Here is a 21,802-nt window from a genome sequence, read left to right as displayed (position 1 = left end):
GTATCTTTGACAGTAGGGATCGGGGCGGACATCGATGTGATTGATTCGAACATGCGGTTCAAACATCTCACTCGGTTTAAGGAACGGAAGGTCGTTGAGGATTAAGTGAGTGCTGCTTGACGGTCTAGGAGCAGGGGCAGAAAGTAAGCATTTAGACTTCCAAAATTCATTTCGATTTTCCCCTTATGTCTGAACTTCTCCAACCAAGAAATAGAAAATTCTTCCATGCGTAATCGTCATATCCTTCTTGCTTTGGCCTCCCTCTTCTCTCTTAACGCAGCAAATGCCGTTGCAGCTGAAGCTGTTCCCACTGATCGGGCTGTGGCTTCTGGGGACGTCGTCTACTTCCAAGACATGAAGGAGTTTGAACCGCGTTCGTGGGATGATGGAAGCCACCAGGGTGGTATCGCTTACTTGGCAACTGCACTCGACACTCTCCGGGAAAAAGAAGGCGATCCCATCGTCGCTTTCGGTGGGGAACTGGCCGCTGGAAGCCTATTCGGCTCGGTATTTCGCGGTGAGCCTTTCGTAGAGGCCTTTAATGAGTTGGGTGTGGACGTCGGTAATTTTGGTAACCACGACTTTGATTACGGTTTGGACCACACTCGCAGTCTTATTGAAAAGGCTGAGTTTCCGTGGATTTCCAGCAATCTGACTACCCAGAATGGCGAACCGATCAGTGAGGATGGAACCACCTTTATCGCCAAGTCCGGTGAACTTACCGTCGGGTTTGTGTCCCTTACTGCAGACCTTGATCGGACCGTAGCTGCCAAGGAAGTTGTTACGGGGGATTTTGTTGAATCCGCGCGCGCCGGGGTCAACAGGCTTCAAGAAGAAGACGTAGATGCAATCATTCTGCTGAGTCAGATTTCAAAAGATGACACCACTCTGGTGATGGAGGAGATTCCCGAGCTTGCAGCAGCGCTGCGCGAAGAAAACGAGGCACAATCACCAGAAGAAGTAACCTACACGGCCGACAAACGCCCGATTGTTGCACCGCGCGCTGATTACGGGACGCTGGTTCACCTTGACATTACTGTTGACCGTTCCACGCAGAAGCGCACAGTGAAGGTCGTGAATCACCCAGTCAATCCATCGCTCACCGCTAACGAAGAGTGGAAGGCTCGCTCCCAGGAACTTTATGGGGAGCTAGACCGCCAACTGGGTGAGGAACTCGGTACTGCGACTCAGCCCTTATCAAAGGCAGAACTCGGGCCCTTGGTAGCGGATGCATATCGTGAACACTTTGGTACACAGCTTGGATGGCAGAACGGTGGTGGCCAGCGTGCCGACATAAAAGAGGGGACCCTGACCCGTCGCGATGCGCAGTCGGTGCTTCCTTTTGGTAACTCACCAATCTCAATTCAAGCAACCGGAGCTCAGATCAAAGATGCACTGGAAAAAGGTATTGAATCCAACCCGGACGGTGGAAACGGCTTCCCGCGAACTGCCGGATTCACGTTTGATTTCGACGCATCTGCGCCATTTGGTGAGCGGGTCACGGCGATAAAGCTCGATGATGGTACGTCAATGGATATGAATGCCACGTACTCACTGGCCATTAGCAACTACGTGGTGAACGGTGGCGACAAGATCGATTCATTCAGCGATGCACATGTTACTTCTACCGGCACGGCAATCGACGTCGATGTCTTCTCCGAGTACATCAAGCGGCACGGTGAACTTTCACCTTTGCAGACTCCTGAAAAGCCAAACGGTCCAGCAAACGGTGGAAAGACAGAAGAATCGTCGATTGGCTCTTCGCATGCAGTGGCCATTGCCATCGGGGTGATTGCTGCACTGGCGGGTGCTTTCGTCGCGTTTACTCCCAAGTCTTTACTGGATGGGATTGTTCGCTATCTGAAGACCTTCTTGCCGGGCTCGTGGCAACTAAATCTTCCTTCGGATCACTTCCCCTTGCAGGGACTGCATCAATAACCAGGGCATTTCAGTTCTACGGAGTCATCCCCACGTATCAAAAGAGTGGCTGAGCTGCGAGTGTCCAGATATTTTTATCAGCCCAGTCGGTACACCTCATAATCATCCGGCACTCCCGCGCCGGGGACGTGTTGAAGTCCGAGCTTCAAGGCTAGGGCAATCGACGCCTCGTTGGTGGGGTCGATGATGGCGACGACGGGGAGCTGCGGGAAACGCTCACGCGCGCTGGCAATTGCAGCGGCTGCGGCCTCCTTGGCGTAGCCTTTGCCCTGCGATTCAGGCGCGAAGCGGTAGTAGAGGTTGAGCACTTCTTCACCGGCTTCTTCGCTGTGTCGCACACCGGTAAAACCTATGGTCGTGCCATCGAGCGTGGATACCACGTAGTAGCCCAGCTGATTCTCGCGCCAATTGGCTTGCCATGCGCGTGCCAGCTCCGTGGCTTCCTCCCTGGTCTTCATGGCAAGTTCAGGGCGGTGCTCGTAGGTACGGGCGTCCGAGTGAATGGTAAAGATGGCGTCAATATCGGCATCCGTCGGTACCGCAAGGTTGAGTCGCGGAGTGCTTAGAGCATAGGTGTCATTCATCGTGAGTCCTGACGTCGAAAGTTACGGTCTGCCAAGGCTACCCAATCTGCGCGCGTGTGGTGCAGTCAATCTTTGCGTACGGACGACCCTTGTTGTCGATGCTGGTCATTGCGTAGTTTCCACCGTAGGCGCGGCAGCCGGTGTAGTTGTCAACCGGATTGCTGGGCGCTGGTGCGGCCGGCGCTTGGTAGGCGGGTGCGGCTTGCTGAACTTCCTGCTCCGCGCGGCGGGCAGCCTCCGCGGCCTCTTGTTCCGCACGGCGGGCTGCTTCTTCTGCTTCACGTTGTGCAGCCTCCGCAGCTTCGCGCGCTGCTTCTTCCTCGGCGTGCTTCTTCTCGCGTTCCTCGTTGGCGGTGGAAATTTCGTGGTCCAAAGATTCCTTTCGCTCAGTGGCGTCCTTCTTTAGTTCGTCGAGAAGCTTTGTTTGCTCTTTGCCAAACGCTTCCTTCTGGAACTCAGACTGTTCCGCCATAGCCTTTTCCAGCTTGGTTACGGCTAACTTCGCGATGACTAGGCGGGTGGCATGGCTACGAGCCTTGTCGAGCTGTTCGTCGTTCCACATGTCATCGAAGTGGAACTGTTGCGCCTCATCCACAGCGGAGCGTGCGTCCTGGTAGGACTGGTAGGCGCTGTCGTCGCCAAAAGCGCACTCGGGGCCGGCCGAGTTGATGCCTTTGTCCGCAGCACGGGCCCTGTCCGCGGCGGCAGAGACCTCCGAGAAGAAACGAGTGTTTCCGCCCACCTTCATCGGAATGGCTAGGCCCTCCTCAGCAACGGAAGCATTAACTAAGGATCCCTCCTTGAATACACCGGCCAGCGTGCGGCCATAGTTATCCTCGCGTTCGGCGTCGTACTCCAGTGTCACCACCGTGCCCGCTGGCAGCAGGCCAGCCAAGTATTGCTTTGCTTCCTCGGCCAAGCATTCTTTGCCAATCTCTGGAGTATCGATATTGAGCAGGCGAACGCGTTTGGTTTCACCGCCCTGCGCTACATCGATGGTGTCGCCATCGATGACGTTTTGGACCGTAATTACGTCACCAGAGGAATCCGGCCCCAACATGGCATAGGCGCCGTAGCCTACGCCGCCGGCAGCCAACAGCCCAGCGACAACCTTGAAAAATCCCATATCAGGAACCTCACGAGAGAAAGAGAGTAACAAGAACATCAGGAGTATACATTCCTGTATTGATGGGGACTGGAGATGTGACCGAATTCTGCAGACCTGCGGAGAAATCTAACAGCTAGCGTTAATGCTGATCTGTAGGGAGATACCTAGAAACCAGAACTGTTTACTGGATAATTGACGTATGGGAAAACTAAGTGAGTTTGAGTTAGAGCCTCGGGTTACGGCTTCGCGCTTGTCTCATGACTTGAGGATCGCTCATGAAATCGCACCGATCGTGCAGAACCTCATGGGCGGAGGGCGATCTATCATCGACCCTTCTGTAACTATCTGGACGCCTGAAGCAGCTATTGAAGTCCGCGAGAGGCTGGTCAAGGACCCGATCGTTGGAACCAGCATGACTCAATGGGAAAAACTCGACGTGCAGCTGAAAGGTGCTTCGAAAGAAGTAACCCTTCTAGCGGCCGAGCTTGTCTTTCTCCGAGAACATGCCCTCATTAACGCTCGCCCGTCGACTCGAATTAAACATGTTGACCTTGTGCTTGAGCGTCTTGGAGGGGAAGTAGAGATCCCACACAGCTTGCTTGAGTTGATGAACAGGAAGTCCGGTATCGCTGGACTTAAGGCCGGCCGAGCTTTCAACGGGGAAATGTGGCGGCACGTTTCATGGATGGCTGGCTTTGTAGAAGAATTCCGTCAGCAGTCTGAAACCGAACGAAGAGCTATCTTGCGCGATCCAGCAAAACTGCAGGACTTCATACTTAACCTGGCTGTTGATGACCGATCAGATATCAGGAATATAATGCAGTTCCTGCTGTTCCCAGAAGCTTTTGAAGCAATTTCGGCGCAAGGATTGAAGGAAAAAATAGTTGGTGAGCTCAGCTCGATGATCGATGGTCGAACGGGAGAAACGCCGCAGGCCATCGACCGTGACTTGTATTCCATTCGAGCGGCTATAGCAGAGGAAGTCGAGGGCGAGTTTGGGTTTTGGACCCCGGCTGTCTTTTCTCTGTGGAACGAGGAGGAATCAGAAGAACCTCAACGCCGGAACTATTGGCTCTACGATCCCGGTGATAGCCAGCAACGGTGGGACGAGTTTATGAGCGAGGGGCTCATCGGGCTCGGCTGGGATGGTTTAGGGGATTTTGGTGCGTATCCAGATCGTGCAGCTATTGAAGCTGAGATGCAGAGGGATGATTCTGTAAAAATCTCTCGCAACCAGCCACTGGCCGTTTGGGAGTTTCAACGTGAGATTAAAGTCGGAGACATTGTTTTTGCTCGTCGTGGCAAGAACAAAATTCTTGGACGAGGCGTTGTTGCCTCTGGCCCGCGCTACGAAAAGAACCGCAGCGAGTTCAAGAATGTACGTAATGTGGAGTGGGAGTTTACTGGAGAATGGGAATACACCTTAAACGCTATCCAGAAATCACTGACACGGATCACCGATAAGCGCGGCTTGATCGATCAGCTCGATGCTTTGTTCGCTGTAGAGCGAGAAGACGAGCTAAGTCCCGTTTCCTCAGTTAAGGCATACTCTGATAAAGAATTCTTAAATGAAGTTTTCTTCAACAGACACCAGTTTGATCGTTTGCTGTCATTGGTTGGTCGTAAGAAGAATGTCATCTTGACCGGTCCGCCTGGCGTTGGCAAAACATACGTCGCGCGCCGGATCGCATTTGCAGATATGGGGGAAAAGGACTCTTCACGAATTGAGCAGATTCAGTTCCATCAAAGCTATTCCTATGAGGACTTTATGATGGGCTTCAGGCCCAATAAAGATGGTGGCTTTGATTTAGTGAACGGGCCCTTCTACGCTTTCTGCGAGAAGGCCCGAGAGGAACCCGACCGTCATTTCTTCTTCATTATTGATGAGATAAACCGCGGCAATGTATCGAAGATTTTTGGAGAGCTACTGATGCTCATTGAATCTGACAAACGTGGACAAGGACTTCGGCTTATCTACAACGACGAGATCTTTAGCGTTCCCGAGAACGTGTATCTCATCGGAACAATGAATACTGCGGACCGCAGTCTCGCGGTAATGGATCATGCTCTGCGCCGGCGCTTTGGATTCTTCAACATACCGCCCGCTTTTGAATCTGCTGGTTTTCAGGCTTGGAAGGAATCACAAGAAAGCGAATCACTTGACGCGCTGGTGGAGGTTATCAGGGCTCTGAATGAAGTAATCGCAGATGATCCGAGGTTGGGACGAGGTTTTCTGATTGGCCACAGTTATGTCGTCCAAGGCTCTAGTGGAGATGAAACCGAAGACGATTGGCTTTACTCAGTCGTTGAGGATGACCTTGTTCCGCTGCTGGAAGAATACTGGTTTGATGAACCTGCGCTTGTAGATTCGTGGTCGAATCGTCTGCGCGAGGCGGTGGAATAGTGCCAGCAGGCTCCACAAAGCCGAAGAGTTCGCTTGTTCTTCGGAACATTTATGTCATGCTGGCTTATGCCTTTGACTCTATAAGTCGCATAGAAACTACTTCATTCTTTGGAGAAGAGTTTGAAAACTTTCACGAGCTGTGTGCAGAAATCCTCATCCAAGGAATCGAAGATCAAGTTAAGCGAGGTTTGCATCACGACTATCAGCGCGTGCAAGAAGAACTACGGACGGTACGTGGACGAATTGATTTTGCAAGCACGATAGCCACCGCTGCGCGTAGCCGAGGCGCGATTGAGTGCGAGTTTGATGAGTATCTGCTTGATACCCAGCACAATAGGATTCTTAAGTCGGTGGTGGAACTGCTTCTAACGGAGGGAGAGTTGAGCCGACACCGTCGGCGCAGGCTCGGGGATATTCTGTACCGTTTCGTTGAAGTTCGTTCAATCGCACCGCGATCAATCCGTTGGCGTGATGTGCACTACACACGTCTGACTACTGAATACAAACTCCTGCATGGTGTGTGTTGGATGGTCGTTGAAGGGCTCATGCAACGGGAATCCGAAGGCGGAATCACCTTGGCCTCGTGGTTGGGAGAAGAAGCAGAAAGTAGGCTGTATGAGCGATTTCTACTTCGCTACTATCAGAGGCACTATCCGGAACTGAAACCATCCTCTCCTCACATTTCTTGGGATTTGAGTGGGGAAGTATGGGGAGAAGAACAGCTTCCCATCATGCGCTCCGACGTGGTGCTGTCGAATGGTTCTTCCGCTCTAGTCATCGATGCGAAGTATTATCGCTCGGCGATGCAGTGGTCACGCTTTGGCAAGGCAACGCTTGATTCTCGGCATCTTTACCAGTTGCTGAGCTACGTGATTAACTTTGCGCGAAACAGCGGAAGGGAGGTTTCAGGTCTGTTGCTGTACGCAAAAACTAACGAGGAAATTTCCCCCGACTTTTCTGCATCAATTTCTGGTCACCGTATCGCTGCGAAGACATTAAACCTTGACGCGTCGTGGAGGGAAGTTCAAGAGCAGTTGGATGCCGTGGTTGAGCGGTCGCTCTTGAATGAGAAATGAATGTGATGAACCATTGCCTTGCTGGAAATTAGTTTGTCGGAGACCTTAGAACGCCTGAGCCACAATCTGCCATGCCAAGTCCATCCCCACTGATGACTTGGACGCCATGAGTCCTACCGACTACTCCTAGCTCGCCCCGGCGTGACCATCTCCTGCCGCGATGAGCACTGGCTGGTCAGCAACGTCGCGCGCACCACCGACGGCTTCCGCATCCGCGCCCGCGGCGTGAGCGACTACGTGCGCGATACCACTGCCATCGTCATCGTCCGCCCGGGGCCACCGCAAATTCGCCACACCCGCCTGTGACTGGAGTCCACACCCGCCTGTGACTGGAGTCCACGCTGCGCCGCACGCCGGTGCCGCTGTACAAAAGCTGAAAGGCGGCTCACTCCCGCGGGAGAAATCCCACCCGACGTTTTTGGCGCAGGAGTACTCGGCGGTGATCCTCACGCAGGGGATCGCGGATGAGAAGACCTACCTGCGTGCGCGGCGCACCGGGCGGGGAACTCCGCTGAACCGCGCTGAGCGCAAGGCGGTGTGGGCGATTGTGGAGTACTTCCACGCGGCGTGCGCGTCCATTGGGAAGCTGACGTATGCGGCTGCGGCGGTGGTGGCCGCGCACATCGTGGAGCACCGCACCGGCACTGAAGGCATGTTTGACCACGTGCTTATCGACGAAGCCCAGGACTTCCACGCCGGCCATTGGAAATTCCTGCGGGCGGTGGCTAAGCGTGAGCCGAATGACATCTTTATTGCGGAGGATTCGCACCAGCGCATTTATGGCCAGCGTTTGGTGCTGCGTGATTACGGGATTGAAACCCGCGGCCGTGCCACGAGGAAGCTGCGGGTGAACTACCGAACGACCCGGCAGAACCTGGGCTATGCCACGGCGATTTTGGAGGGGACCGAGTGGATTGACTCGGAAGAGGATCTCGATGATCTTCACGGCTACCGTTCGGTGCGCCAGGGCCCGGCACCGGTGGTGCTGAGTTCTGCCAGCAAGGCGGAGGAAGCCGAGGCTTTGGCCGCGCATGTTCGGGACTGGGCCTCCGGGGAGGAAGATGTCTCCATTGGCGTGCTGACCCGCACCAACCCTCGTAAAGATGAGATTGCCACGCAGTTGGGTGAGCTTGGTGTGGCGGTGAGCACTGGGCGGCGCACCTCCCGGGAGCGCCCGGTGGCGGTGATGACGATGCACAATGCCAAGGGCCTGGAGTTCACGCACGTCATCTTGCTGGATGTAAGCCGTGAGGCGCTGCCGCAGCGCTACCTCATGAAGGGGCTAGCGCCGGCTGAGGCCGATGAAGCGCTGCAGCGGGAACGCGCGTTGCTTTACGTGGCGGCCTCCCGCGCCCGCGATGTGCTCGTGGTGAGCGTGGTGGGGGAGGCGTCGGAGTTGTTGCCGGGGTAGGTTAGTCGGCTTTCTTTCACGCTTCTTTTCGCCAGAAGGAACTGCATCACAATCCTAGGAGACGTATGATGTCTTATGACTCCAATACGAAGGCGAATGGGAAGGTTCCTAAACATGACTGCAAATACACAGCTCTTGCGTGGCGTGGTGCCACCGCTGCTAACTCCGTTTAATGAGGACTATTCTGTTGACATTGATACCCTCAAGCGCCAGGCAGAGCGGCTTATCAAAGCTGGCGTTCATGGACTGTTCGTTCTCGGTTCTTCAGGTGAGGTAGCTTTCCTCACTCGAGAGCAGCGCAAGGAAGTCATCACAGCGGTGGTGGAACAGGCTCAAGGACGCGTTCCGGTCATCGCCGGCGTGATTGATATGACGGCTCCGCGAGTCATCGAGCACATTGACGATGCCGTCGCGCTCGGGGTGCAAGGGTTAGTTGCTACTGCACCTTTTTATGTTCGTACTCATGATGTAGAAATTGCAGAGCACTTCCGGCTTCTTCACGAAGCCGCGCCAGAGACTCCCATCTACGCGTACAACATTCCGGTCAGTGTTCACTCGGTGCTGGATATTTCTACTCTTATTTCCCTCGCCAAGGAAGGCGTTATTGCTGGTGTTAAGGATTCTGGCGGCAATGATGGATACACGCGTGCTCTGATTAGTGCCCGCAACAAGGCTGGGGTGAAAGACTTTGTGGTCTTGACTGGCTCGGAAACTACGGTCGACTTTGCTTACCTGGCAGGTGCCGATGGTGTGGTACCTGGTCTGGGCAACGTGGATCCGGTTTCCTACGTGAAGTTGCATGAGCTCCTAGTTGACGGATCGTATGCAGAGGCTGCGGAATTGCAGTCTAAGATTTGTGACCTTTTCACCATCGTTGGTGTTGGTGATGGCGCGCGCATGGGCGGAAGCTCGCAGGGCCTCGGCAGTTTCAAGGCAGCGCTTCACCACTTGGGCGTCTTCCCGTCGGGGCTTATGTCCCGCCCGCATGTCGCTCTGAACGAAGAGGAGCTGGCTAAGATTCATGAAATCGTCGATGCCGCTCAGGTGATCGAGCCTTAATTTCGCTGAACTACGACGAAACGAGTGAAGAGTGACTAGTACGCTTGCGCTTGATGTCGGTGCAACAAAGATTGGTTGGGGCTTCGTGGCTGATGAAGACCCAACACAAACAGTAGCGCTGGGAAAGATTCCTACCCAGCCAGCCGGGGCTTCACCACAGGAGCAGATCCAGAGAGCCATTCAACTGGCTTTGGAGGAATCGGGCATTGCCCCGGCGAGAATAGGCATTGGTTCGCCAGGAGTCATTAAAGCTCCCGAAGGGCTCGTCACCTACAACGGAGACACCATTAAGAACTGGGCTGGCACCAACCTTCGTGAGGTCGCGAAAGAGGTTGTTGATCTCCCGTGTGCTGTTCATAACGATGTGAGGGTTTGGGCGTACGGAGAGCTAATGCTCGGAGCCGCGAGGGATTTTCAGTCAGGCAGGGTTCTCTACCTATCGTTGGGAACTGGTGTCGGTGGGGCAGTAAGCGATAACAGGGTTTTGCTTAGCGGACCTACCGGATCTGCCGGAGAGTTCTCGGAGCTCTTGTGCGCTGATTTCCGGGGCTGTGCGGACCGCGCCGAGAACATCATGAGCGGCAATAGCCTGGCTGCGTATTATGAAGAATTTTCTGCGAACCCCGCAAGCGAACGGGTGCAGTGGAAGCAGCGAGATCAGTTAACGCTTCCCCTCGAAAAGGTCGTGGAAAGAATGAACCAGGGAGATGAGCTCGCTTCCCGGATTATTCGAGGGAATTCCTATGGCCTCGGCCGCGCGGTGGCTGGTCTTGTTTCAGGGCTTGATCTCGATGCCGTTGTCTTAGGCGGCGGTGTGTGCCAGATTGGGGCCGCTGTCGAAGAACCATTCCGTCAGGCCATAGAGGATTTCGCGTTGAAGCCGAATCGCTCCGTTGCAGTTCAGGTTACTGAATCCCCGGCGACAGCCCCGTTAGTAGGCGCAGCGGCTTTTGCTCGAGATAACGCTTTTTAGCACCGTTTATCTGCGATATATCCAGAGGAGGGCTCAGGCATATGTTTAGGTATAAGAGCAGTGAACTGGCGGACCGCCGAGAAGAAGTTCACGACATGATTCGAAACTCGGTGATTGTCTCGGTGCAAGCGCCAGATGGTCACCCAATGCGCGATACTCACACCTTGACGCATGTCGCTCGTGCGTGTGTTGAGGGCGGAAGCCGCGCGATCCGGTGTGGCGGGTATGGCGGCATTGAGGATGTCGAGGTAATCGCAACCGCAGTAGATGTACCAGTTTTCGGTCTGACAAAGGAGGGGAGTGAGGGGGTTTATATCACCCCTACCGTTGAGTCCGTACGCCAATTGGCTGAGGCAGGTGCAGCTGTTATCTGTGCGGATGCTACGGATCGCCCTCGGCCTGATGGCTCAAGCTTTTCTGACCTTGTCGCGGAGTGTCACCGACTTAATGTTCTGTCGATGGCTGACTGTTCTACCCCGGAAGAAATGCAGCGGGCCCACCAAGCAGGAGCAGATATCATTTCAACGACGCTGGCTGGCTATACAGAGTTCCGGAGCAAGACCGAAGGCCCAGATCTTGAATGCTTGGCAGAGGGACGACGGCTCTGCGGTGAGGATGCCTTTGTGATCGGCGAAGGCAGGTTTGCCTCGCGCGATGATGTGGCTGCAGGAAAGCGCGCTGGCGCCAATGCAATCATCATTGGCACTGCCATTACAGACCCTGCGTGGATTACACGGAGCTTTAATAACTGACGCGGACTGTCACAGCGAAGTCAGCAGGGGTTCGTAATGCCTGAGCACAGACTCTTGGTACTTCTTGAGGTCATTGTTCTGTAGAGCATCGATGATGTCTTGATGTGCGCGAACTGTTCTGCTTAAGTCCTGGGGTTCTTCCAACTTGCGGAGTGGAATGACGTTCATGTGCACTTGCCAGAAGGCATCATTGAGCTCACGGATAATCGGGTTGTCTACTTCGGAAAGAAGAACTTGATGAAACTCCCGATCCTCTTCGGCAAAGTTGAGACCTTGCTCCCGCTTGGCTGACATCTTTTCGACGATGGCGCTCAACTGATCTAGCTTCGAGGGGTCGGGTTTGGTTGTGATTTCTTGTCCGATAGCTAGATCAATTGCCTGCCGAATCTCCACCACGTTACGAAGTGTTTCAAGGTTGTCATCAGCGTCGAGAGTCGCTCGAAAAATGAGGCCTTGAACTAAGGCCTTGAGTGTCGTGCTGGAAACAAATGTTCCTGTTCCATGCCTGACTTCGACGATATCTAACGTCGTCAGGATCCTGATGGCCTCGCGGACGGAGGAGCGAGAGAAGCCGAGTTCCGCACAAAGCTCTGATTCTGTTGGCAAGTTGTCCCCAGGCTTGAGGGCGTTGTCCCGAATGAATTGTTTGATGCCTTCGACAGCCTGTTGTGTGGTTGAGGCAGGGCGATGTTTGGCTTCGCTGAATCCCCACGTTCCGGTGTCCACTGGTTTCCCTCTTTTCTGTTCAAACCATCTTAAGCCTCCCACCTCGGCTGGATTTATGAAAAATGAAAGCTGCTGGGGAGAAATTCTTCACACTGATGGGCAAAAGACAGACGGCTTTATCTTAAATCCTTTCACACATCAGACGTCTGATGTATCGTAGCTTTCAACATGCTTTGTTGCACAGACGAATCAGAGAGTGACTTATCTCTCTATATTGAAAGCCCTGAAGGGAAGGCCAAATGCAATCGTTCGGAACGCTCAACTGGATAGTTCTGCTCCTCTATCTCCTGGGAATGCTTCTTGTCGGCGCTTTTTTTGCACGCAGGGCCGGAAGCGATCAGGACGAATTCTTCAAAGCGGGTGGCAGGATTCCTGGCTGGGCGGCAGGATTCTCAATCTATGCCACGACGCTGTCTGCCATCACATTTATGTCCACGCCGGAAAAGGCATATCTGACTGACTGGGCCTACTCGGCCGGTAACCTCGCTATTTTTGCCATTGTTCCAATTCTGATTGGTTACTACGTCCCATTCTTTAGGAAGCTGGATATAACGACGGCCTACGAATACCTTGAGGAGAGGTTCTCCGTTGTCCTCCGAGTTCTTGGCTCGCTCCTCTTCGTCCTGTATCACGTTGGGCGCATCGCTATCGTTATCTATTTGCCGACATTGGCGATTACGTCGGTGGCAGATATCAACCCGCTGGTCGTCGCTGCATTTGTAGGCGTTCTTTGTGTTGTGTACACCTTCCTGGGAGGTATGGAAGGCGTGATTTGGTCTGATGTGATTCAGGGTATCTTGCTGTTGGCTGGCGCTGCAGCGGTAGTACTGACGGCCATGGCTATGACTCCTGATGGATTTAGCGGTGCGGTGGTTAACGCTGCTGAAGAAGGGAAATTCTACTCAGCGGACAACTTCACCACGAATGCTGTCTTCACCTCGATACCATTCATCTTTATCGGAAATGTATTGAACAGCTTGCACCAATACACCTCCTCCCAAGACGTCGTTCAGCGTTACCAAACGACTCCTACGATTCAAGCGACGAAGAAGTCTCTCATCGTCAACGGAATTCTGGCGCTGGTAACAATTCCGCTGTTCTACGGAATGGGAACGGCTTTGTATAACTTCTACGAAGCGAAGGGTGGCCTGCCTGAAGGAGTCAACACTTCTGCTGTCGTGCCGTATTTCATTCTTTCGGAGCTGCCTGCAGGCATTGCCGGACTATTGATTGCTGCCATCTTGGCGGCTGCGCAATCGACTATTTCTTCTTCGCTCAACTCGATTTCCGCGTGCGTTGTCGTAGATATCTATAACCGCTTCTCGGCAAAGGAAGCGTCGGTTACTTTCTCTCGCCTAGTCATCATCATTGCCGGAACCTTCGGGTTGGCCGTCGCGTTGTATCTCATCATCACCAACCAGTCGGACCTGTGGGACCTGTTCCTTGCGATTACCGGTCTTTTTGGAGTTCCGCTCACTGCGGTATTTGTCTTGGGTATCTTTACGAAGGTCGCAAATTCCAATGGCGTTCTCACTGGGCTCATTTGCGGAGCGATTGCTGCGTACTGTGCTGGAAAGCTGGACCAGGGCCCATTCTTGGTCTCGATTGTCGCCTTCGTAGGAACTCTCGTTATCGGCTATTTGGCATCCTTCATCTTCCGGAAAGCTGATGAACATGACATCACAGGGTTGACCATTTATGGCAAGAACCTTGAGTACACGCGCCGTAGTACGGTATAAATCTGTTCTTTCACCCTGCTGAGGGGGCAGAGCTAACTTACACCTCGGCGCGGTTATTAGCCTCTAATCAATAACAGATTCCCTGCGACCGAAGGAAATCCAAGTAAGTGGAGCAGTGAACGCTTAATGCGGCAGCCGCGTCAGGGAGCTTGACTCTGTTGACTCTGCGCGGTTGGGATTTCTCATCGGTAATGATTGAGAGGCCTCGGGCATGAGCAGAGGCCACGAGCCATGAGTCCGCAGCATCATTGAGAAATTCTTGTACTGCCGCTTCTTCGAACTGAGGCTGACGCTCGAAAGCTACCCATGTAGACAGGAGACGGTATGACTCAACCTCGGCATTGTCTACGTGCAGAATTTGGTCATGAGGGACAAAGTCCTGGAACCACTCCGAGACGAAATCTTTTCTCCGCTCCAGCTCTTCTTGAACGGTGTCATGAAAGAAAAACGTTTGAGTGGTCACGAAATTCTCGAAAGACTCCCAATAGCTTGGAAATACGTCGCGAGGATACACTCGAACCGCGTTGATGACGATATTGGAATCGATGAGGTAGCGCGTCATGGCAGTCCCTGGTACTGGTCAACCAATGCCTTGATAGTGCTGATTTTCTTGATTCCAAGCTGACGGGATGCTTCGCGTTCGTCGATTCTGCCTTCGGTGAGCGCTCCAGTGACCGCTTCGAGAAAGCGCCCGCCCAGTCGGGAACGCAGACCGAGAGTGAAGTCGCCGCCGCCAGACTGCTGTGTTGTCGCTGGGCGTGGAGATTCCTGGAGGAATCGCTGACCAGCTTCACGGGGGAGCACACCATTACCTACGAGGATCCATACTGTGACGTCGCGGCTTACGCCGAAAGTTTTGTACGCCCACCGGCACACTGCTTCCAAGTCTTTGGTTTCGGACCATTGTTTGAGCGTGTCCTCGGTAGAGACAAGAAGTTCAGCGGCGAATTGATTGCACCATCGTTCGACGGCGCGCTGGTTGAAAGGACCACCGGAAACTCCTTGCTCACCTAGAAGAACGTGTCCGAACTCGTGGGCCAAACTAAACAGTTTTCCTACACCAGAGTCCGCACCGTTGATGAAAATGAGGCCGTATGAATTTCGGATCAACGTAAATCCACGGAATTCATCAGCGTCAAGCTTCTGGTGAGTGTTATTGCCCACGATGGAGCTACGCATGACCAAAATCCCGGTGCGCTCAATGGCATCAGCGAGGGTTGCCACGCGATCTCGGCTTCTTTCTTGCTTACCCGGACCCCAGTCCAGCAGACCGTATGCCCACTTCGTAGCTTGAGATACGGGAGTATTCGTAGAAAAGCGGCCGATAAAGCTCGGGGACGGAATACCGTTAGCAAGGGCATCTTCTGCGTACCACTCTAGGCGCCGCTCGCAGGCATAAATCGTCTGCTCAAGTGCTGGGCTGAATTCGGACAACGGAGAGCTTCCGGGGGTCCTGAAGTCAGGAAGTTGAGGGGTGCGTTTGAGAGGTTCTTCGAGAAGCAGATAGCCAAAAGGGATTCCCGCAAGCTTGGCTAGTTTCTGAGCTTGCCTGAACGTTGGGGTGCTTTCACCGATTAGCCAAGAGCGCAAAGAACGGAAGTCAGATTTCTTTTCCAGCTCATTGATGGGGAGTCGCGTTCTCTCAACAGCCCATTCGAGGACAGGAGGGGACATCGGAACGCGGACGGTCATAGCCCCTCCTTTTGTTACGTTCTGTGCAGCTAGTTGAATGTTAAAGACAAGTTTAGAGGAGGATCGGCGACGAGGGCTCGCAGTATGGTCTCCAAGCTCAGTGGATGGTTCGCATTCTTCTGTTATGAGCTGTTTCGTTTGCGGATCCTGAAATTGGTGGGCGAGCGAAAAGTCCCACGCAAAGTACGTAAAACTAGAAGATGCGCCGAGAGGCTATATCCTCACGGACGCATCATAACGGTAGTCGGCTGGCTTGCGCTTAGCGCTTAACGGCCAAAGTTCTGCACAGCGTACAGCTTGCCCTCGGGGGTGGTGGCCAGGCCGATGCCTACGGACTTGGCGCGCGGGTCAAGCAGGTTCTTGCGGTGGCCCGGGGAGTCCATCCACAGCTGTACCAGGCGGGCATCGCTGTAGTCTGTCCATGCCTGGAGGACGTTCTCGCCGCCAGCTGGCAGATTGGCGGGGTAGTAGGTCCAGTAGTTCGGGCGGTGGCGGGTAACGCCATCGCGGCTGAGGGTGTTGGCCCAGTCCTGTGCCAGGTTGGTTAGGTTGGCATCTACGCGCAGCGGAGCGAGGCCGTTGGCCTTGCGGTGTGCATTAGTTTGATTAATGAGTCCCTGGATGCTTGCGGAGGTAGAGGGTGCCTGAGCAACCGTGCCAGCGGCGGCTGGGGTAGCAACGCCGAAGGAAGCCGGATTGAAGGCGCCGAAGGAACTACCAGCCTGAGTAGGGGCGTTAACGGAACCTGCGAGGAGTGTGGCGGCTGCTGCGACCGGAGCAATAATTTTCGTGGTGGTGCGTCTAAGCTGAAGGCGGAACATTGTGGTTCCCCTTTCTATGTCGGGCCTTATCGGCGGTGTGAATCCCGCATGGCGTGCGGTTGTTTTCGCCTAAGATTAAAGCTCGTTGCGCCCTGGAAATCCTAACTGACCAGTGGCTTTAAGGATTTCACTTAGGTTTGCGACGCTTCTCGCCCCAGTTCTAAGGTTCTTTTGGCTTTCGGGCTCTTTTTGCCTGAACTTGCATAGTTTGGGCCGAATACTACGTCGATCGGGGGTGACGATTGGGGGTGGTCGCTCAGGGTCACATTCTCACATCCTGGGGTTTGGTTGATGACGGGTCGACTATGTCCAAAACCTTGGGTGTTTCTATGGAAATTTATGGATTCTTCCTGGGAATGGATAATTTGCACTTATGTGTCGTGGATTGAGAAGAAGGGGCTGAGCTAGACCGCTGGGTAAGGCTGGCTGTTAGGCTCGGGCGGCATGGGACTTTTTGATGCGCCGCTGCTTTTCGACGGCGGCCTCGGAACCTTTCTTGAAGCCCAGGGACACGACATTTCGGGCCCGCTGTGGTCAGCACGAGTGCTGCGTGAAAACCCCGCGCTTATTGAATCCGCTCATGCTGAGTTCTTCGCCGCTGGCGCCCAGGTGGCCACCACAGCTTCCTATCAAGTCACCTTCGATGTTCTAGGCGAGGAGGCGGAGGCGCTTCTGCGTCGCAGTGTTGGGGTGGCTCGTGGGGTCGTCGATAAGCGCAGTGCCCAGCCTGGCTTGCTGGTCGCCGCATCCATTGGCCCCTATGGTGCGGGTCCGGAGAGAGGTACTGATTATGACGGGGCCTATGGCCTTACCCGCGGTGAGCTGCAGTGCTGGCATGCTCGCAGGGTAGCGGTGCTCGCGGATACAGACGCGGATTTCCTCCTTGCGGAAACCATCCCCAACGTTGATGAGGTCGCAGCACTACTGGAACTCCTCTCGGATCAACCCAAGCCCTTTGCGCTGAGCATTACCGGTGCCATTGCTGCTGACCCGGCGAAGCTATCGCGCGTTATCGAACTGGCCAATCACGCACCGCGGTTGGGTGCTATAGGTGTGAACTGCGTGAGTCCTTCGCAGGCGCTCGCGGTGGTGAAGACGCTTCGTGCAGGCACTGATAAGCCGCTGCTGGCTTGTCCTAACAGCGGTGAGTCTTGGGATTATGGCGCCCACGAATGGCGGCCGGCTCCTGCCGAGACGCTGAGCCTGCCCGAGGCTGCTGTGGAACTGCGCGCGGCTGGGGTTAGCCTGCTGGGTGGTTGTTGCCGCGTGGGTCCTGCTGGGATTCGGCGGATACGTGAAGCTATCCCTGTAGACAGCAAATAGCAAACGCTGAGACAATCCCTCTGCTGTGGGGATACAGTATTCCTATGAAAAAGTTTCGATTTCTCGCCGCAGGCGCTGCGCTACTCGTTGCGTCTCTCACCGTGCCCGCCGCCAACGCTGAGCTGACCCAGACTGAGCGGGACCAATTCCGCACTGATCCCGTCGGGGCGATTGCCTGGCAGGCTATCAAGGGTTCCTCGGAATACGTGCGCGCCGATGGCAACACCATGATGGCTGCGTCCTTCTTCTCCATGACGAGGCCGGGGCAGGACATCGGCCTGCCCGCGCTGCAGAACTGCGCTGAGCGCGTCGGTTCTTCCGCACCGGAAGGCGGCGTGCGCTACGTGGCGGCCGCACTGTGTGCAACCTTTGAACCCAACGCCCGTGGCGAAGTACAGCGCGGCGAGTTTGGCTACGCCCCGCTGCGCTAAGCGCGCAGCGTGCATTGGGTAGCGCGTGGGATGCTTAAGGAGGATTGATGCGCAAGCACGTCGTAATCATGGGAGTCTCGAGCTGCGGCAAGTCCACGGTCGGGGAGTTGCTGGCACAGCGCACCGGCCTGCCCTTTCGGGATGGGGACGATATGCACCCAGCGGCGAATATCGAGAAGATGGCCTCGGGGCAGGCGCTTAACGACGCCGACCGGCAACCCTGGCTCGAATCCATCGGACGCTTCCTTGCGGAGCGCGAGGAGGGAGCCATTGTCGGTTGCTCTGCGCTCAAGTATTCCTACCGCGAAATCATTCGAGCCGCAGCGCCGGACACAGTTTTTGTGCATTTGCACGGCTCTTATGAGTTACTCAAGGAGCGCATGAGCCAGCGCGTTGGTCACTTCATGCCGGTGTCCCTGCTTGATTCGCAGTTCGAGACGCTGGAGGACTTGCACCCAGAAGAAGCAGGGCTGGTGCTGGATGTCAGCGCCGCGCCGGAGGAGCTGGCCGCTGAGGCGGCGCAGTACCTCCAGAGCTAGCTGTAGCTACAAGACTTTCCCGCTTGGTGTTGAGGCATCGCGGGGCCGCCCTTTGCGCTCACACAACTCGCCCCCGCCCTTCGCGCTCACCGTGAGCGTCAGGAGGCTGCCGAGCGGGCTGCCGGTGAGCGCGAAGGTAGGTGTCCGCCAGGGGACCTGCTCTGTTCTGACTTGAGCCGCATTAGTGCCGAAAACAACTACCCAGACGCTCAACCCGCAGACTGCATTGTCAAGGGTGGCTGCGTCTTCAGCACTTGATAGTGAGTTAAGTCGGGCTCGTGCTACGTGCCTGCACCCTTCGCGCTCACCGTGAGCGTTAGGAGGCTGCCCCACGGGTTGCCGGTGAGCGCGAAGGGAGGTCAGTACGGATTGTCGGTGAGCGCGAAGGGAGGTGGTCGCGCTCATCGCAACGAGCTAATAAGGACTACAGCAAAGCGGCGGCGCCGTAGAAGATAAGGACAATGCCGAAGCCGATGGAGGAAATCAGCGCCTGGTTTACCGTCCAGGTGCGCAGTGTGGTCGATACGTCCATGCCCATGAGCCGGCCGACGAGCCAGAAGCCCGAGTCATTGACGTGACTGCCAAAGACGGAGCCGGCCGCGGTGGCAAGCGTGATGAGGACCAGCTGAATTTCGTTGAAACCGCCGGCCTCAACGGCGGGCACCATCAGTGCGGCGGCCGTGGTGAGAGCAACGGTGGCCGAACCTTGTGCTAGGCGCAGGGCAACCGCAATGAGGTAGCAGGCCAGGATTACCGGGATGCCGAGACCGGACATGGAATCTGCCAGCGCATCACCGATACCGCTGGTGCGCAGCACACCGCCGAACATGCCGCCGGCACCGGTGATGAGAACGACGGAACAAATGGGGCCGAGGGAAGACTCCACAGTCTTTTCAATTGCGCTCTTGCCCTCACCGCGGCGAAGACCCAGCACGGCCATCGCCATCAGAGTGGTAATCAGCAAAGCGATTGGGGTCTGGCCCAAGAAGATGAAGAAGCGGACCCACGTGGCAGAAGGATCGACAACACCAGCCGTGCCCAGTGTGGTCAACCCGGTATTGCCGAAGATAAGCACCATCGGGATGAGCAAAACACTGATAACCGAGGCCGCAGAGGCCGGGCGATCCGGCAGCTCGGCATCGCTGACGAGCGCACCGGTTACGGCTTCTTCCAGACGGAACGGGTACTTCTTTCCCAGGTGGAGTCCGAAGCGGTAGCCGGAGAGATACCACGTGGGCAGCGCAACGAGGAGACCGAAGATGAGGATCAGGCCGATGTCCGCGCTGAAGAACTCACCGGCGGCGACAGGTCCCGGATGCGGTGGCACGAAGACGTGCATGACGGAAAACGCGCCGGCGGCGGGGATACCGTAGGCCAGGACTGGGCCATTTAGGCGCTTGGCGACGGCAAAGATGACCGGCAGCATCACCATGAGCCCCGCGTCAAAGAAGATGGGGAAGCCCATGATGAGGGAGGCTACGCCCAGCGCTAGGGGTGCTTTGTTTTCGCCGAAGAGTTTCACGAGGGCGTCGGCAAGCGTTTTGGCGCCGCCGGAGGTCTCCGCCAAGCGTCCGATCATGGCGCCTAAGCCGACCAGCAAAGCCACCGAACCCAAGGTCGAGCCGAAGCCACTTGTCATGGTCGGAACCACGCCGTCCAGCGGGATGCCAGCGGCGAGGGCAGTCAGTGCAGAGACAGTGACAAGGGTGACGAAGGCGTGCACCTTGAAGTGGATGACGAGGATGAGGATGACGGCGATGGCCGCCACCGCAATCCCTAACAGTGGTCCGGTGCCCAGTGTGGGCTCCCAAGTATCCATAACATTCATAACCACTGACTTTACTGCGGCAGTGTGTGGCGATCTAGACGTTTCCTCGGTGTGGAATTTCACGTGAGGGGTGGGGTGAAGGCGTTATTCCACCCCGAGTGCTGGGCCTACCGTGGCCCAAGTGATGGATAGCTCACGGCGGAACAGGCCCCACGTGTGCCGTCCCGCCGGAAGCTCGTAGTAGTCAAGGTCAACGCCAGCGGCGGTGGCACGCCTGGCATAAAAGGCACTGCACCAATAGTCCAAGCGCTCGTTGAGGCCCAACGCGGGTAGGGGTGAGTCTTCAATGTCGACGTCAAAGTCTGCTGGGGCACCGCGAGAGACGATGACAAAGGTCTTCCGTCCCTTTTGTTGATCAAGGTTGAGAACCGGTGAGTGCTGTGCCCACGCCGGATCCCATGGCGCGCCGAAGGAGTGTGCTGGGTCCGTGCCGTAGTACGCCGCGCTGACCCACGCGAATCCCTGCGCGAGTACACCTGTGGTCGAGGGACAACCGGAATAGGAACCAGCTACTGTGAACCGCTGATCAAATGTGGCCAGTTCTAGTGCGGGGCCGCCAGAGTTGCTCAGGCCCGCGATGCCGTCGCGGCCGGTGCCATGAAATTCAGCGTCAATGAGTTGAGGGAGCTCCTTGGTGAGGTAGGTGGCCCACTTGTATCTACCGTGGGTGTCGTGGGGCTGTGCCCAGTCGGACATCATCGAGCCATAAGCACCGCGTGGTGAAACGACATTCACGTGCTTGTCGCGGAAGAACTCGGAGGCACCGCCGCCATCCCACCACGTTGCCTCCGCACCGCCGCCCGCGCCACCCAGCAAGTAATAGGTCGGGCGGGGTTGCGTATTCTCCACTCCTCCCGCAGGGAGAATGATGTCGTTGGTGATGACGCGGTCCATCGCAGGCGAATAGGCCTTGAGCTCCCACACATTGTCTTGGATGTGCCTCAGCTCGCGCAGCTGTGCTGGTGCTGTGGTTGCTGGCGGGCGAGTGGCTTCCGGTGGCACGACGGGAAGCTTTAGTTGCTGAAGCACGTGGCCCCAGGTGGCGAAGACGTTCTCGCTGAAGAGTACTGGTGCCAAAGGGCCCAACGCGGTGGGATCGAATGCAGAGGCGTACTGATCAATATTGGCGAGAGCGCTGCTCATCGTATTTGGTGCCTGCGCCTGTGCCGGCTGCACGTGGGTAGGGGAGAAGATCAGCCCCACCGAGAGAAGGCCCGCGAGTGCGGAACGAGAGAAATGCATTTGTTCACAATAGCCAACTAGGGGTGCGCAGCGTAAATAGCCCGTGTGCTGCCGTCCTTTGGCGCGAAGGTTGTGTGGTGTTAATAAATGAGGAATGGTTCGCTGCAGAGGGGGTAATAGAGGAGTATTAGACAGAAAGAAACCCCGACCTTGTCG

General features: G+C 55.7%; 20 protein-coding genes. 12 read left to right on the top strand and 8 right to left on the bottom strand.

What is annotated here, in order from left to right; genetic code table 11:
- The first annotated feature begins 225 nt into the window (after nt 1–225).
- Complete coding sequence (locus QP922_RS06770) at nt 226–1,938, top strand: bifunctional metallophosphatase/5'-nucleotidase (RefSeq protein ID WP_284808517.1); 1,713 nt, start codon at nt 226–228, stop codon at nt 1,936–1,938.
- 77 nt (nt 1,939–2,015) lie between these two features.
- On the opposite strand, the gene QP922_RS06765 is transcribed toward QP922_RS06770, so the two are convergent.
- Nucleotides 2,016–2,522, bottom strand: a complete 507-nt coding sequence (locus tag QP922_RS06765; RefSeq protein WP_284808515.1) for a GNAT family N-acetyltransferase — start codon at nt 2,520–2,522, stop codon at nt 2,016–2,018.
- Between the two features lie 37 nt (nt 2,523–2,559).
- Nucleotides 2,560–3,648, bottom strand: a complete 1,089-nt coding sequence (locus QP922_RS06760) for a thermonuclease family protein (protein ID WP_284808513.1) — start codon at nt 3,646–3,648, stop codon at nt 2,560–2,562.
- 274 nt (nt 3,649–3,922) lie between these two features.
- On the opposite strand from QP922_RS06760, the gene QP922_RS06755 reads away from it, so the two are divergent.
- The 7 genes from QP922_RS06755 to QP922_RS06725 all read left to right on the top strand — a co-directional run bounded on the left by QP922_RS06755 (nt 3,923) and on the right by QP922_RS06725 (nt 11,305).
- Entirely contained in the window at nt 3,923–6,034 is a 2,112-nt protein-coding gene (locus QP922_RS06755) for an AAA family ATPase (protein ID WP_284808512.1), read from the top strand.
- A gap of 56 nt (nt 6,035–6,090) precedes the next feature.
- Nucleotides 6,091–7,110 (top strand): 5-methylcytosine restriction system specificity protein McrC, encoded by a 1,020-nt coding sequence (locus QP922_RS06750; protein ID WP_284808510.1) that lies wholly within the window; start codon nt 6,091–6,093, stop codon nt 7,108–7,110.
- A 141-nt stretch (nt 7,111–7,251) separates the two neighbouring features.
- Nucleotides 7,252–7,416: a hypothetical protein gene (locus tag QP922_RS06745; protein ID WP_284808509.1), complete on the top strand. Its 165-nt coding sequence runs from the start codon at nt 7,252–7,254 to the stop codon at nt 7,414–7,416.
- Nucleotides 7,417–7,435: 19 nt separating this feature from the next.
- Nucleotides 7,436–8,521, top strand: a complete 1,086-nt coding sequence (locus tag QP922_RS06740; protein WP_284808508.1) for a 3'-5' exonuclease — start codon at nt 7,436–7,438, stop codon at nt 8,519–8,521.
- Nucleotides 8,522–8,635: 114 nt separating this feature from the next.
- Entirely contained in the window at nt 8,636–9,580 is a 945-nt protein-coding gene (locus QP922_RS06735) for a dihydrodipicolinate synthase family protein (RefSeq protein WP_284808506.1), read from the top strand.
- Between the two features lie 31 nt (nt 9,581–9,611).
- On the top strand, nt 9,612–10,553 hold the full coding sequence (locus QP922_RS06730; RefSeq protein WP_284808505.1) for an ROK family protein: 942 nt from the start codon (nt 9,612–9,614) through the stop codon (nt 10,551–10,553).
- A 41-nt stretch (nt 10,554–10,594) separates the two neighbouring features.
- Nucleotides 10,595–11,305 carry an N-acetylmannosamine-6-phosphate 2-epimerase gene (locus QP922_RS06725; protein ID WP_284808503.1) on the top strand — a complete coding sequence of 237 codons (711 nt, stop codon included), beginning with the start codon at nt 10,595–10,597 and terminating at the stop codon, nt 11,303–11,305.
- A gap of 9 nt (nt 11,306–11,314) precedes the next feature.
- On the opposite strand, the gene QP922_RS06720 is transcribed toward QP922_RS06725, so the two are convergent.
- Nucleotides 11,315–12,031: a FadR/GntR family transcriptional regulator gene (locus tag QP922_RS06720; RefSeq protein ID WP_284808501.1), complete on the bottom strand. Its 717-nt coding sequence runs from the start codon at nt 12,029–12,031 to the stop codon at nt 11,315–11,317.
- A 239-nt stretch (nt 12,032–12,270) separates the two neighbouring features.
- On the opposite strand from QP922_RS06720, the gene QP922_RS06715 reads away from it, so the two are divergent.
- The gene (locus QP922_RS06715) at nt 12,271–13,770 is read left to right on the top strand and encodes a sodium:solute symporter family protein (RefSeq protein WP_284808499.1); all 1,500 of its coding nucleotides are present in this window, start codon (nt 12,271–12,273) and stop codon (nt 13,768–13,770) included.
- 67 nt (nt 13,771–13,837) lie between these two features.
- Here the strand turns inward: QP922_RS06715 and QP922_RS06710 are convergent, their stop codons facing one another.
- From QP922_RS06710 to QP922_RS06700, 3 genes are all read right to left on the bottom strand, one after another.
- Entirely contained in the window at nt 13,838–14,332 is a 495-nt protein-coding gene (locus tag QP922_RS06710; RefSeq protein ID WP_284808498.1) for a DUF4411 family protein, read from the bottom strand.
- A complete protein-coding gene (locus QP922_RS06705) occupies nt 14,329–15,462 on the bottom strand; it encodes an ImmA/IrrE family metallo-endopeptidase (protein ID WP_284808497.1) in 1,134 nt (377 codons plus the stop codon). The genes QP922_RS06710 and QP922_RS06705 overlap by 4 nt, the downstream gene beginning before the upstream one ends.
- A gap of 266 nt (nt 15,463–15,728) precedes the next feature.
- Entirely contained in the window at nt 15,729–16,283 is a 555-nt protein-coding gene (locus QP922_RS06700; RefSeq protein WP_070672934.1) for a CAP domain-containing protein, read from the bottom strand.
- A gap of 444 nt (nt 16,284–16,727) precedes the next feature.
- Here QP922_RS06700 and mmuM point away from each other — a divergent pair, with 444 nt between their 5' ends.
- The 3 genes from mmuM to QP922_RS06685 are packed head-to-tail and all read left to right on the top strand — an operon-like array spanning nt 16,728 to nt 18,576.
- Nucleotides 16,728–17,606 carry a homocysteine S-methyltransferase gene (gene mmuM, locus QP922_RS06695; protein ID WP_284808495.1) on the top strand — a complete coding sequence of 293 codons (879 nt, stop codon included), beginning with the start codon at nt 16,728–16,730 and terminating at the stop codon, nt 17,604–17,606.
- 44 nt (nt 17,607–17,650) lie between these two features.
- Entirely contained in the window at nt 17,651–18,037 is a 387-nt protein-coding gene (locus QP922_RS06690; RefSeq protein WP_284808494.1) for a hypothetical protein, read from the top strand.
- Nucleotides 18,038–18,084: 47 nt separating this feature from the next.
- Nucleotides 18,085–18,576, top strand: coding sequence for a gluconokinase (locus QP922_RS06685; RefSeq protein ID WP_284808493.1), 492 nt, complete (start codon nt 18,085–18,087; stop codon nt 18,574–18,576).
- Between the two features lie 424 nt (nt 18,577–19,000).
- On the opposite strand, the gene QP922_RS06680 is transcribed toward QP922_RS06685, so the two are convergent.
- Together QP922_RS06680 and QP922_RS06675 are read right to left on the bottom strand one after the other, a co-directional pair.
- Nucleotides 19,001–20,395, bottom strand: coding sequence for a GntP family permease (locus QP922_RS06680; RefSeq protein ID WP_284808558.1), 1,395 nt, complete (start codon nt 20,393–20,395; stop codon nt 19,001–19,003).
- A 93-nt stretch (nt 20,396–20,488) separates the two neighbouring features.
- Nucleotides 20,489–21,646, bottom strand: coding sequence for an alpha/beta hydrolase (locus QP922_RS06675; protein WP_284808492.1), 1,158 nt, complete (start codon nt 21,644–21,646; stop codon nt 20,489–20,491).
- Nucleotides 21,647–21,802 lie beyond the last annotated feature (156 nt).

Source organism: Corynebacterium sp. MSK218, assembly GCF_030232655.1.
Lineage (GTDB): Bacteria > Actinomycetota > Actinomycetes > Mycobacteriales > Mycobacteriaceae > Corynebacterium.
Note: the sequence above shows the minus strand (reverse complement) of the source record. Positions and strands in the feature narration are given on the sequence as shown.